The following is a 13,451-nucleotide window of genomic DNA, read 5'->3' as shown; positions in this document are numbered from 1 at the left end:
TGGGGGGAGCTGCCGTCGGGGGACGGTAGGCGTGGGGGTAAGGGTCGCCGTTGCTCGGCGACCCTTTTTATTTGCACCGTCCTCGGCGGCGTGTGCGGCGTTCAGCCGATCAGGTGTCGAGGCCGTGATCGTCGACGGCGCGGACCCCGACGATCTGACGCGCCAGTTCCACCGCGCGGTAGATGGCCGTCGGTTGGCTGACGCGGCCGCTCAGGTGGACGACGCCGTTGACGGTGCGGACCCCGATGTTTTCCATGCCGATACGGTGGTCATGGGCGAGCACGCTGACCAATTGGCGGGTGATCGCCAGGTCTGCGTCACTGACGTGCGCGGGATGCGTGTAAACGGTGCCGGGATGGACCATCACTTCGGCTTGCGCGGCCGGCATCGCCGCCGCCGCAGTGCCCATGAACATGGCGCCGGCGATGCCGGCACCGAGGGCCAGGTGCTTGTATTGAGTCGATTTCATTGCCTTACTCCGGGTGGCACGCCGAATGACGTGCATGAGGGGTAAGACTGGATACGAACGGCGTCGCGTTGCGGATGCGCCGCCCGGCGCCTCAGCGCGGGGTTTCGGGCGTTGTCACCGGTGCCGGCGGCGGCAGCAGATCGCGCATCAGCGCACGGTACAGCGAGTCGCGCCAGACCAGGCGCGCCGTACCACCGCCGATCAGCGCGGCGCCCATCAGCGGCAGGATCATCTTCTGGCCGAGCGTCATTTCGGCGACGATCACCGCCGCGGTCAGCGGTGCCTGCGTGGCGCCGGCGAAGTAGGCGCCCATCGTCAGCAGGATCACCGCGGTGGCCGGTGCGAAATCGATGAAATGCGCGATGTCGGCGCCCAGGCCGGCACCAATCGCCAGCGACGGCGAGAAGATGCCGCCGGGAATGCCGCTGACGTACGACAGCCACGTGGCGCCCGCTTTCAGCAGCGGGAACCACATCGTCATCGCGTCATGGTCATCGAGCAATGCGCGCGTTTCGGCATAGCCGCTGCCGTAGGTCGTGCCGTGGCTGATGATGCCGATCAGCGCGACCAGCACGCCGCAGACCAGCGGCCAGCGCAGGCCGCCGCGCGAGCGCAGATAGAACGCCGCGGTGCGTGTGCCGGCGTGCAGCGTGCGGCTGAACAGACCCCCGGCCAGACCCCCGGCCAGGCCGCAGATGATCACCGCACGCCACTGCGTGAAGTGTTCGAGATTGGTGTCGACGATGCCGAGATAGACGCGGTCACCGAGCACGGCGATTGCCGCTGCAGCGGCAATGATGACCAGCAGCAACAGCGTGCCGCTCGATTTTTCCTCGAGGCTGGACGACAGTTCCTCGATTGCGAACAGAATGCCGGCGATCGGCGTGTTGAACGCCGCGGCAATACCGGCCGCGCCGCCGGACAGGATCAGCGCGCGCTGTACGCGTGCCGAATGGCGGCGGCCGACGAAATTGGCGATCGCCGCGCCAATCTGTACGGTCGGCCCCTCGCGGCCGACCGATGCTCCGCACATCAGGCCGACGATGGTCAGCAGCGGCTTGAGCAGGCCGACGTGCAGTGCCAGCATGCGCTCGCGCATCTTGTCGTCGGCGTGATGCAGCACCACCAGCACCTGCGGAATGCCGCTGCCGGCGGCCATCGGCACATAGCGGCGGGTCAGCCAGACGATGGCGGTAATGCCGACCGGCGCCAGCAGCAGGGAGATTTCCGGCAGCGCGCTGGTCCAGGCGATGACGTGGCTGTAGGCCCATTCGGCGCCGCGCGCGAACAGCGCCGCAACCAGGCCGATGCCGCCGGCCGCCGTCCACCAGCGGACGCGCGGGCGCCAGCGCAGCCACAGGCGCCCGATCTGGAAGCGCCGCAGCCGGATTTTTGCCGACAGTTCCGCCAGCCACGCTTTATTCATGGCCGCGGTTCCATTGCCGGCCGGCGATCAACCGAAGTGGCAGACGTAATGCAGGGTTTCGAGCGTTTCAATGTCGAACGATGAGTCGCCGGGTGCGGAGAACGATTCGCCGCCCCGGTATTCGGTCCAGTGATCGGCGCCTTTCAGGCGTACGCGGCAACGGCCTTCCAGCAGTTCCATCATCTCCGGCGCGCCGGTGCCGAAGTTCAGCGTCGACGGCAGGATCACGCCAAGCGATTTGCGCGTGCCATCGGCCATCAGCACGGTGTGGCTGACGCACTTGCCGTCGAAATAGACGTTGCCTTTCTTGACGACGGAAACCTGATCGAACTGGGACATGTGCGCGTCTTAGTCCGCCTCGACCATGTCGAAGTCGGCCTTCGAAGCGCCGCAATCCGGGCAGCTCCAGTCGGCCGGGACATCTTCCCAGCGCGTGCCGGGCGCAATGCCGTCGTCCGGGGCGCCCTGTTCTTCGTCGTAGACCCAGTCGCAAATCACGCAGCGCCATTTTTTGAACGGCATAAATCCTCGCTTGCTCAAACGGTTCGCAAATAAAAAAAGCGGCGCATCTTAGCCGATGCGCCGCCATCGATGATGGGTTTTGCCCGGAGTGCGCGCTATTGCGCAGCCTCGCCGCGACGCTGCGGCGCATACCGTTCGATCACCGACTTGCGGATCGACGGTTTGATATTGGCCCGGCTCATGTCGCCGCCGTAATGCGCGACGACCCGGGGATTCATGATTTTAAACCACAGCGGCGTCATGTAGGCGAGCAGGATCATGCCGGCGTAGCCGGTCGGCAGCTGCGGGGCTTCGTCGAAGTGGCGCAACGACTGATAAGACCGCGTCGGATTGGCGTGATGGTCCGAGTGCCGTTGCAGTTGGTACAGGAACACATTGGTGACGATGTGGTTGCTGTTCCACGAATGGCGCGGCTGGCAGCGCTCGTACTTGCCGTCGGCGCGCTTCTCGCGGCACAGGCCGTAGTGCTCGAGATAGTTGACCACTTCCAGTAGCGACGCACCGACGAAGGCCTGCAGCAGCAGGAACGGCAGCACCTGCCAGCCCAGCCACAGCGCCAGGCCGCCGAACAGCACCACCGTCATCGCCCAGGCATTGAGGTTGTTGTTGTGGATGGACCAGACCGGCTTGCCATTGCGGCGCAGGCGGGCGGCCTCGATCTCCCAGGACGACTTCAGGCTGCCGATCATGGTTCGCGGCAGGAACGCCCAGAAGCTCTCGCCGAAACGCGAGCTGGCTGGATCTTCCGGCGTCGCCACGCGCACATGGTGGCCGCGATTGTGTTCAACGAAGAAGTGGCCGTAGGCGGTCGGCGCCAGTGCGATCTTCGCCAGCCATTGTTCGAGCTTGTCGGTCTTGTGGCCGAGCTCGTGGCCGGTATTGATCGACACGCCGGTGACCATCGCGATGGTCAGCGCCAGACCGAGCACGTCGTACCACGGCAGGTGGCCGTCGGCCGCCATCCACGCGCCCCAGATCACCGACACGTATTCACAGGCGACCGCGAAGTAGACGGCCCAGCGGTAGTAGCGCTCCTGTTCCAGCGACGGCACGCGCTCTTCCGGCGGGTTGTTGGTGTCGGTGCCGATCAGCAGATCGGCGAGCGGGATCAGGCCGTAGACGACGATGGGGCCCAGCCACCAGGCCCAGCCCCAGCCGGTGGCGCCGTAGATCACGCCGGCGATCGGCACCAGCAGCATGATCAGGCCTCCGAGCGGCCACAGATATCGCTTGTTGTCGCGCCATGCCGGCGCCATGACCGTCGTATTCATCGCACTCTCCTCCGCATCCGGTTCTGGATGACATTGTGCAATGAAATTATCCGACCGTTTAATTAAACGCAAGCGGGCAACCGACGAACGGTCAAACGGGCAAAAAAATAGGACCAGAGAACTCTGGTCCTCAGAAACCCGGAAGGTTGGGGATTCCGAGTTGGGGGAATCGGTGCGCTTGGGTAAGCTGGCCGACGAGCACAAGGTAGCGTTGCCCCGACAGCCGCGGGTCGAATGGGGGACGTGAGGCAGCGACGAACGGATGAACGGCAAAAATCCGTCAATCCGCATATGCAGATATACTTTGCGCCCGCTTTTCCCCGCCGCCGCCGACCATGTCCGCCGACTCCGCCGCCCGTCTCGCCGCCGAACTGCGCCGCCGCATCCTCGTGCTCGATGGTGCGATGGGCACGATGATCCAGGGCTACAAGCTCGAGGAGACGCACTACCGCGGTGAGCGCTTCGCCGACTGGACCAGCGATCTCAAGGGCAATAACGACCTGCTGGTGCTGACGCAGCCGGACATCATTCGCGAGATTCACGGCAAGTACCTCGCGGCCGGCGCCGACATCATCGAGACCAATACCTTCAATGCGCAGCGCATCTCGATGGCCGACTACGGCATGGAGGCGCTGAGCTATGAAATGAATGTGGCGGCGGCGACGCTGGCGCGGCAGGCTGCCGACGCGGCGACGACGCCGGAGCGGCCGCGCTTCGTCGCCGGTGCGCTGGGCCCGACCAACCGCACCGCCAGTATCTCGCCGGACGTCAACGATCCCGGCAAGCGCAATGTCAGTTACGACGAGCTGGTCGCCGCGTATCTGGAACAGGCGCGCGGCCTGGCCGACGGCGGTGTCGATCTGCTGCTGATCGAGACCATCTTCGACACGCTCAACGCCAAGGCGGCGATCTTCGCCTGCCAGCAGCTGTTCGACGAGCGCGGTCGGCGCTGGCCGATCGTCATCTCCGGCACCATCACCGATGCGTCCGGGCGCACGCTGTCCGGTCAGGTCACCGAGGCGTTCTGGAACTCGCTGCGTCACGCGCAGCCGCTGGCGATCGGCTTCAACTGTGCGCTCGGCGGCAAGGACATGCGGCCGTACATCGCCGAGCTGTCCGGTCTCGCCGATACCTTCATTTCTTGCTATCCGAATGCCGGACTGCCGAACGCGTTTGGCGAATACGACGAGCGCCCGGAAGACACGGCGGCCATCGTCGGCGAATTCGCCCAAGCCGGCCTCGTCAACATCGTCGGCGGTTGCTGCGGTACGACGCCGCCGCACATCGCCGCGATCGCCGGCGCCGTGTCCGGCGTCACGCCGCGTACGCCGCCGCCGGCTGAACCGATCGCGCGTCTTGCGGGCCTCGAGCCGCTGAACCTGACGCGCGCGATCAACTTCTGCAACGTCGGCGAGCGCACCAACGTCACCGGCTCGGCCAAGTTCCGCAACCTGATCAAGGCCGGCGACTACGCCGAAGCGCTGGCGATCGCGCGTCAGCAGGTCGAAGCCGGCGCGCAGATCATCGACGTCAACATGGACGAGGGCATGCTCGACGGCGTCGAGGCGATGCGCACCTTCCTCAACCTGATCGCCTCGGAGCCGGATATCTCGCGCGTGCCGATCATGATCGACTCGTCGAAGTGGGAGGTCATCGAAGCCGGCCTCAAGTGCGTGCAGGGCAAGCCCATCGTCAACTCGATCTCGATGAAGGAAGGTGAAGCGCCGTTCATCGAGCACGCCAGGCGCTGCATGCAGTACGGCGCCGCGGCGGTGGTGATGGCCTTCGACGAACAGGGCCAGGCTGATACGTTGGCGCGGCGCCAGGAAATTTGCGCGCGTGCGTACAAGGTGCTGACCGAGCAGGTCGGCTTTCCGGCCGAGGACATCATCTTCGACCCGAACATCTTTGCCGTGGCGACCGGCATCGAGGCGCACAACAACTACGGCGTCGACTTCATCGAGGCGACGCGCTGGATCAAGCAGAACCTGCCGCACGCCAAGGTCTCCGGTGGCGTGTCGAACGTCTCGTTCTCGTTCCGCGGCAACAACTTCGTGCGTGAGGCCATCCACTCGGTGTTCCTCTACCACGCGATCCGCGCCGGCATGGACATGGGCATCGTCAATGCCGGCGTGCTGCCGGTCTACGAGGACATCGACGCCGAGCTGCGCGAGCGCATCGAGGATGTGGTGCTCAACCGCCGCGCCGACGGCACCGAGCGCCTGCTCGAAATCGCCGAGCGGTTCCGTGAGGCGGGAGGCGGGAGGCGGGAGGCGGAAAGCGACGGCTGGCGCGAAATGCCGCTGCGCGAGCGCATCACGCATGCGCTGGTCAAGGGCATCGACGCGTTTGTCGAAGCCGACGTCGAAGCGTTGCGCGCGCAGCTCGCTGCCGACGGCAAGCGACCGATCGAGGTCATCGAAGGGCCGCTGATGGACGGCATGAACGTGGTCGGCGATCTGTTCGGCGCCGGCAAGATGTTCCTGCCGCAGGTGGTCAAATCGGCGCGCGTGATGAAGAAAGCGGTCGCCTATCTGATCCCCTTTATCGAGGCGGAAAAAGACCCGGACGAAGTGCAGAAATCGAACGGCCGCATCGTCATGGCGACGGTCAAGGGCGACGTGCACGACATCGGCAAGAACATCGTCGGCGTGGTCCTGCAGTGCAACAACTACGAGGTCTTCGATCTCGGCGTGATGGTGCCGCCGCAGAAGATTCTCGACGCTGCGCGCGAGCACCAGGCCGACATCATCGGCCTGTCCGGCCTGATCACGCCGTCACTCGACGAGATGGTGACGCTGGCCAAGGAAATGCAGCGTCAGGGCTTCGACATCCCGCTGTTGATCGGCGGCGCCACGACCTCGCGCGCGCACACCGCGGTCAAGGTCGACCCGGCCTACCACGGGCCGGTGATCTGGGTGAAGGATGCCTCGCGCTCGGTGCCGATCGCCGCCAGCCTGCTGTCGGCCGAGCTCAAGCCCAAGCTGCTCGCCGATACCAAGGCCGACTACGACCAGATTCGCGAGCGTCACGCCAACAAGGACCGCCAGGAGAAGTTCGTCAGCCTGGCCGCGGCGCGCGATAACCGCACGCCGATCGACTGGTCCGGCTATCGCCCGCCGCGGCCGCGCATGCTGTTGCAGCAGGCGCGCGACGTCTGCGAAGGTGACGCCTGCGACCATCACCATCACATGGCGACGCAGTTCGTGAAGACCCTGCACGACTACTCGTTGGCCGAACTGCGCGAGTACATCGACTGGCAGCCGTTCTTCATCGCCTGGGAACTGAAGGGGCGTTTCCCCGACCTGCTCAACAACCCGGCGACGTCCGAGGCCGCGCGCAAGCTGTGGGAAGACGCGCAGCAGATGCTCGACCGCATCATCGACGAGAAGTGGTTGCGCGCCAACGGCGTCATCGGTCTGTTCCCGGCGCGCCAGGTCGGCGATGACGACATCGCCGTCTACAGCGACGAGACCTACACGCACGAGGTCACGCGCCTGCACCACATTCGCCAGCAGAGCGAACATCGCCCCGGCGTGCCGCACCGCTGCCTGGCCGACTACGTGGCGCCGGCTGCGACCGGCCTGCACGACTACGTCGGCGGCTTTGCGGTGACCACCGGCCTCGGCGCCAGCGAGCGCGTCGAAGCCTTCCGCCGCGCCAACGACGACTACAGTGCGATCCTGCTCGAAGCGCTGGCCGACCGTCTGGCCGAGGCATTCGCCGAGCGCCTCCACGAGCGCGTGCGCAAGGAATTCTGGGGCTATGCCGCCGATGAGCGCCTCGACAACAAGGCGCTGATCGACGAGTCCTATGTCGGCATTCGGCCTGCACCGGGTTATCCGGCCTGCCCCGAGCACACCGAGAAGCAGACGCTGTGGCAGCTGCTCGACGCCGAGCGCAACACCGGCATTACGCTGACCGAGTCGATGGCGATGTGGCCCGGCGCGGCTGTTTCCGGCTGGTATTTTTCGCACCCGCAGGCGCAGTACTTCGTCGCCGGCCGCATCAACCAGGAGCAGGTCGCCGACTATGCTCGGCGCAAGGACTGGACGCTCGCGCAGGCGGAGAAATGGCTGGCCCCCAACCTCGGCTACGAACCCGAAGACTGACGCCGGGCGGCCCGCTACGATCGGCATCCGTTTTCCCTGACGTGATCGCCGCTTCAGGCTTGCTATGCTCGGCCCGTTCTGACGTCGAGGGGCGGGAATGCCGAACATCGTAAGTGCATGCTGCGGGGGCCAGCATGAGTGAATCTCGGGGGACGCCAAACGCATTGCCGCCGCCCATGCGCCGCCGATCGCGCATTGCGATCTTCGTTGCGATGCTGGCGCTCGCCGCGCTGATTGGCTGGCTGTGGCCGCGGGCGCCCAAGCCCAAGGCGATCACGGTCACCGGTGCCGACGGCGAAGTCGAGGAAGTCGCCAGCGTCGAAGAGGTCGTCAAGGCCTACACCGAGTCGGTGCCCGAAGCGCGGCGGCTGACGTTCTTTGGCCCGTTCCGCAGCTATGCGCATCTCGATCAGGTCGAAGCGCATCTGCAACAGGCCGGTTACGAGCCCAAGCTGGTCCGCCATGACGAGCCAGTGCCGCAAGGCGTGCCGCCGAGCGACATGGATATTCTGACGACAGTCGACTACCGCCATCTCGATCAGAAGGGCACGCTGGAACTGCAGTTCTTCAACGACCGTCTCTATCAGGCCGAATTCGAGCCCGACGACGAAGATGTCGACGCCTACCGCGAGAAATTCCGCGCAATCTGGACGCAGCTGCATCGCGAGCAGAGCGGCCGCAGCGAATACGTCAACGGGCCGTTGCGCATCGCCAGCAGCCTCGATCTGGCGGTCAGCCAAGTCGGCCAGGCATTGCGCACACGGCCGTTCGTGATGTGGCAGGACCTGCGCCTGATCAAGCAGCGCGACAACTGGGACCAGCAGTTTGCCGAGGCGGCGGTGCACTGAGCGCCCCGGCCCGGGTTTTCCTGGCACGCATTGAAGAAACGGCCACGGTGGAAACCGTGGCCGTCCTGCGTTCAGTGACGCCAGCGCGAGCGCTTAGTGGTGGTGGCCACCCGGGCCGTGCACGTGACCGTGCTGCATTTCCTCGGCCGAGGCGGCGCGCACTTCGGTCACTTCGACATCGAAGTTCAGCGCTTCGCCGGCCAGCGGATGATTGCCGTCGATCGTCACCATGTCGCCGGCGACGCGGGTCACCGTGACCTGCACCGGTCCCTGCGGACCCTGCGCGTTGAAGCGCATGCCGGGCTTGATGTCGTCAACGCCCTGGAACGCGCGGCGCGGCACCTGCTGGATCAGGGCGTCGTTGCGCTCGCCGTAGCCATCGGCGGGGGCGATCTTGACCGTCAGCTTGTCGCCAGCCTGCTTGCCGGCGAGCGCCTTCTCGAGGCCGGGGATGATGTTGCCGGCACCGTGCAGATAGGCCAGCGGCTCATTGCCCTGGGAGCTGTCGATCACCTCGCCCTTGTCGTTGGTGAGCGTGTAATGCATCGAGACGACGCGTTGATCTGCGATTTCCATGAAAAAAGCCGGGGGCTGCGAAATGAGCGTCTCATGGTAACAGACGCTCCCCGGGCCGCAGGCGCGGCGGGCGCCACCTTGCAAGCCTGGTGCCCGTGTAGGCAGATTCGGATTGCCGGGGGTGCCAATCTGGTCGAGAATCGGGGTGTTGGAACGTGCGTCGCGGGGGCGGCGCCGTAGACAGGACGACGGAGCAGGAAGCCCGGAACACCGGGCCCGCACGATTCGGGGGTTGGGATGGGACGAGTGGGATATCGCGACGACATTGCCGCCGGCATGTCGGTCATGCTCATGCTCAGCATTCTGCTGAGCTGGGTTCCGGGCCTGGGCACCTTGATCGCCGGCATCGTCGGCGGGCGTGTCGCCAGTGGCTTCAGCCAGGCCACGATCGCCATGCTGCTGCCGGGCATCATGATCGGTCTGCTGTTGTTCTATCTGGCCGGGCTCTTCACAGCCTTGCCGGTCATCGGGCTGGTCGCCGCCATGGGCGGATTGACGCTGGCCAGCGTACAGGTCGGCGGGCTGGTGGTCGGCGCCTTGATTGGCGGGATGCTGGCCTAGCGTACGGAGCGCCCGCCTGCCGCTTCGGCGGCGGGCACCGCGGTCGATGAACGGTATGCTTGCGGCATAACCGTTCTGGGGGCTGTGATGCGTAAATTGGGGCTGGGCATGCTGGTGCTCGCGTTGGGGCTGGCCGTGGTGTTGGGCGTTCGGGTTGTGGGCGTCGGCCACGCCGTGCCGCGCGCGGCGCCGGTGTCGATCGAGGTCGACGCGGACGCGATGGCGGCGCATCTGGCCGCGGCGGTGCGCATTGCCACGGTGTCGCCGACCGATGCGGACCCGAACGACCAGGCCTTCGACGATCTCGCCGCACTACTGAAGACGCAGTACCCGCGGGTCGATGCAACGCTCGCACACGAGACGGTCGGCAAGCACGGTCTGCTCTACCGCTGGGACGGCAGCGATCCGAAGCTGCCGCCGGTGTTGCTGCTGGCGCATCAGGATGTGGTGCCGGTCGAGCAGGCGGCGCTGTCACGCTGGCACCACGCGCCGTTTTCCGGCGACATTGCCGACGGCTATATCTGGGGGCGTGGCACGCTCGACGACAAGGGCAGCCTGATCGGTCAGTTCGAAGCCGTCGAAGCGCTGCTCGCGCAAGGCTATCAACCGCGCCGCACGGTCTATTTCGCCTACGGCTTCGACGAGGAAATCGGCGGGCTCGAAGGCGCGGTGAAGATTGCCGCCCTGCTCAAGCAGCGCGGCATCCACGCGCTGTACGGACTCGACGAGGGCGGCGCCGTCACACACGGCGTGATCGCCGGCGTCGACGTGCCGGTGGCGTCGATCATGACGGCCGAGAAGGGCTATGTGTCGTTCGACCTGCGCGTGAAAGGTGCCGGCGGACATTCCTCGATGCCGCCGCCGCAGACCGCGATCGGCCAGCTGGCGCGCGCCGTCGCGCGTCTCGAAGCGCATCAGATGCCAGCGCGATTCACGCCGGAAGTGGCCGGCATGCTCGACAGCATCGCCCCGGAGCTGCCGTTCGGCGAGCGTCTGGCGGTGGCCAACCGCTGGCTGTTCGGCCCGTTGCTGCTGCGCGAATTCGCCAAGGCGCCGGTCACCAATGCGTTGATCCGCACGACCACGGCGCCGACCCTGTTCAACGCCGGCGTCAAGGACAATGTGTTGCCCGGTGAGGCCAGCGCCGTCGTCAATTTCCGCCTGCTGCCCGGCGACAGTATCGCCGCCTTGCGCCAGCACATCGTCGACGTCATCGACGACCCGGGTGTCGAGGTCAAGAGCGAGGCGGAGTTTGCCGACGAGGCCTCGCCGTCCGGCGATACCCGCGGACCCGGCTATGCGGTGATCAAGCGCAGCATCGAGCAGACCGCGCCGCAGGCTGTTGTCACGCCCGGCTTGGTGGTCGGCGCCACCGACCTGCGCCACTACCAGGACGTGATCGGTGCCCGCTACAACTTCCTGCCCGGCCAACTCGAAGCCGAGGATCTGGAACGCATCCACGGCGTCGACGAGCGCATCGCGGTGGCGCAGTTCGCCAATGTGGTGCGTTTCTACCGGCAGTTCCTGCGCAACGCCACCAGCGGCTGATGCTGGCGGTCAAGGTCAGTCCCAAGGCCTCGCGCAACGCCGTGCTCGGCTGGCACGGCGAGGCGCTGAAGCTGGCGGTGACGGCCGCCCCCGAGCGCGGCCGCGCCAACGCGGCGGTACAGGCCTTGCTGGCCGAAGTGCTGGACGTGCCGAAATCGGCCGTTGTGCTGCGGCGCGGCGAGACCGACAGCCGCAAGCAGTTCGAGATCGTCGGCCTCGCCGACGGAGAAATACTCAGGCGGTTGTCCGCCCACCTTGCCTAGACTTTCGCTGAATTATTAGCTGACGACCCGAGATTTCATGAACCCATCGTCCTCGCGCACCGACCGCATGCCGGCCGGTATCCCGTATATCGTCGCCAACGAGTTCGCCGAGCGCTTCTGCTATTACGGCATCAACGCGATCCTGTCGGTCTACCTCGTCAACTTCCTGCACTTCGGTGATGCGCAGGCGACCAGTTGGCAGTCGCTGTTCAAGTCCGCCGCATATTTCTTCCCGTTGGTCGGCGCCATCGTCTCCGACGTGTTCCTCGGCAAGTTCCGCACGATCATGATCTTCTCGTGCGTCTACGTCGCTGGCTGCGCGACGCTGGCCTTGAACAGCTCGCCACTCGGCATTGCCATCGGCCTGGGCATGACCGCGTTCGGCACCGGCGGCATCAAGCCCTGCGTGTCGACCAATGTCGGTGACCAGTTCACGGCGTCGAACCAGCACATGATCGAACGCGCGTTTTCGTGGTTCTACCTGTCGATCAACGCCGGCTCGCTGATTTCGATCATCGCCTGCCCGTGGCTGCTGCCCAACTACGGTCCGAAGTTCGCGTTCGGCCTGCCGGCGGCGATGATGGCGCTGGCGACGGTCGTCTTCTGGCTGGGCCGCAAGCGCTTCGCCGTGGTGCCGCCGGCCGGCAAGGCCTGGCTCAAGGACGTGTTTTCGAAGGAAGGTCTGTCGATCATCCTGCGCCTGCTGCTGATTTATCTGTTCGTCGCGTTCTTCTGGTCGCTGTGGGAACAGTCCAACGGCCAGACCTGGGTGCTGCAGGCGCAGTCCGACCTGATGGACAAGCACATCAACGTGCTCGGCCTGTTCTCGTTCGACGTGCTGCCGGCGCAGATCCAGTCGGTCAATGCGATCTTCATCCTGCTGCTGGTGCCGGTGTTCAGCTTCGGCGTTTATCCGTTCGTCGCGCGTTTCACCAAGGTCACGCCGCTGCGCAAGATCGCCGCCGGTCTGTTCGTCTGCGCGTCGTCGTTCGTTGTCATCGCCTGGATCGAATCGCGCATCCAGGCCGGCCACGTCGTCAGCATCTGGTGGCAGATCCTCGCCTACGCCATCCTCACCGCCTCCGAGGTGCTGGTGTCGATCACCGCGCTGGAGTTCAGCTACAAGCAGGCGCCGCTGCGCATGAAGAGCTTCATCATGGCGCTGTTCCTGCTGTCGACCAGCGTCGGCAACCTGTTCACCGCCATCGTCAACGACGTGATGGTCGAGCCGCTGCAAGCCAGTGCGGTCGAAACTGGTGCGCAGACCTGGGTGAGCGTGGCCGGCGCCGACGACATGGTGGTCGGCCAGAAGATCGACTTCAGCGGCAAGACCGGTGTCACCGTCTCCGTCGACGGCAAGACCCAGCCGCTGGCCGGCACCTTCATGGTCGCCGAGATCGACAAGGCCACGCACCGCGTGCGCCTGATGGACCCGATCCACCGCCAGCCGCTGGTCAGCGAAGGCCAGTTCGATGCTGCCGCGTCGCAGGTTTCGACTTACGCGCTGGTCGGGCCGATGTACTTCCTGTTCTTCACCGCAGTGATGGCCGGTGGCGCGCTGCTGTTCATCTTCGTCGCGATCTTCTATCGCGAAAAGACCTTTGTTCGCGCCGCCGAAGCCGGCGGCAACGAAGTCGCGGCCGAGGAGCATTGAACTCGCGGTTCAGCGTCTTTCTCGGCGCTTCGGTCGCGGCTTGCGCCGCTCCTACAGGCTGACCTTTGCTGTTGTAGGAGCGGCGCAAGCCGCGACCGAAACCTGGATAGAAAGCGCATGCGTCGATTTAATCGGTCGACGTTGGCGAAGCCTGCAGGCCTTGCGCTTTTCCCTCTGCGTCATCTGTGAAACCGACGGGTC

General features: G+C 65.6%; 12 protein-coding genes. 6 read left to right on the top strand and 6 right to left on the bottom strand.

Annotated features, from left to right (window positions below):
* Positions 1–109: 109 nt before the first annotated feature.
* The 5 genes from G7Y82_RS02030 to G7Y82_RS02010 form a co-directional block, all read right to left on the bottom strand.
* Positions 110–469 carry a BON domain-containing protein gene (locus tag G7Y82_RS02030; protein ID WP_168146321.1) on the bottom strand — a complete coding sequence of 120 codons (360 nt, stop codon included), beginning with the start codon at positions 467–469 and terminating at the stop codon, positions 110–112.
* Positions 470–560: 91 nt separating this feature from the next.
* Positions 561–1,895 carry a chloride channel protein gene (locus G7Y82_RS02025; protein ID WP_168146320.1) on the bottom strand — a complete coding sequence of 445 codons (1,335 nt, stop codon included), beginning with the start codon at positions 1,893–1,895 and terminating at the stop codon, positions 561–563.
* Between the two features lie 27 nt (positions 1,896–1,922).
* Positions 1,923–2,234, bottom strand: coding sequence for a pyrimidine/purine nucleoside phosphorylase (gene ppnP / locus G7Y82_RS02020; RefSeq protein WP_168146319.1), 312 nt, complete (start codon positions 2,232–2,234; stop codon positions 1,923–1,925).
* Between the two features lie 9 nt (positions 2,235–2,243).
* The gene (locus G7Y82_RS02015; RefSeq protein WP_168146318.1) at positions 2,244–2,417 is read right to left on the bottom strand and encodes a rubredoxin; all 174 of its coding nucleotides are present in this window, start codon (positions 2,415–2,417) and stop codon (positions 2,244–2,246) included.
* Positions 2,418–2,512: 95 nt separating this feature from the next.
* Positions 2,513–3,688: an alkane 1-monooxygenase gene (locus G7Y82_RS02010; RefSeq protein WP_168146317.1), complete on the bottom strand. Its 1,176-nt coding sequence runs from the start codon at positions 3,686–3,688 to the stop codon at positions 2,513–2,515.
* A gap of 335 nt (positions 3,689–4,023) precedes the next feature.
* Between G7Y82_RS02010 and metH the strand changes: the two genes are divergently transcribed.
* Together metH and G7Y82_RS02000 are read left to right on the top strand one after the other, a co-directional pair.
* Positions 4,024–7,800, top strand: coding sequence for a methionine synthase (metH, locus tag G7Y82_RS02005; protein WP_168146316.1), 3,777 nt, complete (start codon positions 4,024–4,026; stop codon positions 7,798–7,800).
* Between the two features lie 176 nt (positions 7,801–7,976).
* Positions 7,977–8,648 (top strand): hypothetical protein, encoded by a 672-nt coding sequence (locus tag G7Y82_RS02000; RefSeq protein ID WP_168146315.1) that lies wholly within the window; start codon positions 7,977–7,979, stop codon positions 8,646–8,648.
* A gap of 93 nt (positions 8,649–8,741) precedes the next feature.
* Here G7Y82_RS02000 and G7Y82_RS01995 read toward each other — a convergent pair whose 3' ends face one another.
* Complete coding sequence (locus G7Y82_RS01995) at positions 8,742–9,224, bottom strand: FKBP-type peptidyl-prolyl cis-trans isomerase (RefSeq protein ID WP_168146314.1); 483 nt, start codon at positions 9,222–9,224, stop codon at positions 8,742–8,744.
* A 246-nt stretch (positions 9,225–9,470) separates the two neighbouring features.
* Between G7Y82_RS01995 and G7Y82_RS01990 the strand changes: the two genes are divergently transcribed.
* The 4 genes from G7Y82_RS01990 to G7Y82_RS01975 all read left to right on the top strand — a co-directional run bounded on the left by G7Y82_RS01990 (position 9,471) and on the right by G7Y82_RS01975 (position 13,250).
* On the top strand, positions 9,471–9,785 hold the full coding sequence (locus G7Y82_RS01990; protein ID WP_168146313.1) for a hypothetical protein: 315 nt from the start codon (positions 9,471–9,473) through the stop codon (positions 9,783–9,785).
* An 87-nt stretch (positions 9,786–9,872) separates the two neighbouring features.
* Positions 9,873–11,333: a M20 family peptidase gene (locus tag G7Y82_RS01985; protein ID WP_168146312.1), complete on the top strand. Its 1,461-nt coding sequence runs from the start codon at positions 9,873–9,875 to the stop codon at positions 11,331–11,333.
* The gene (locus G7Y82_RS01980; RefSeq protein ID WP_168146311.1) at positions 11,333–11,596 is read left to right on the top strand and encodes a DUF167 domain-containing protein; all 264 of its coding nucleotides are present in this window, start codon (positions 11,333–11,335) and stop codon (positions 11,594–11,596) included. Before G7Y82_RS01985 ends, G7Y82_RS01980 begins: the two co-directional genes overlap by 1 nt.
* Before the next feature lie 37 nt (positions 11,597–11,633).
* Positions 11,634–13,250 carry a POT-type proton-dependent oligopeptide transporter gene (locus G7Y82_RS01975; RefSeq protein WP_168146310.1) on the top strand — a complete coding sequence of 539 codons (1,617 nt, stop codon included), beginning with the start codon at positions 11,634–11,636 and terminating at the stop codon, positions 13,248–13,250.
* Positions 13,251–13,451 lie beyond the last annotated feature (201 nt).

Source organism: Solimonas marina (assembly GCF_012241385.1).
In the GTDB taxonomy this organism is placed as follows: Bacteria; Pseudomonadota; Gammaproteobacteria; order Nevskiales; family Nevskiaceae; genus Solimonas; species Solimonas marina.
This window is presented reverse-complemented; position numbering and strand designations above follow the sequence as displayed.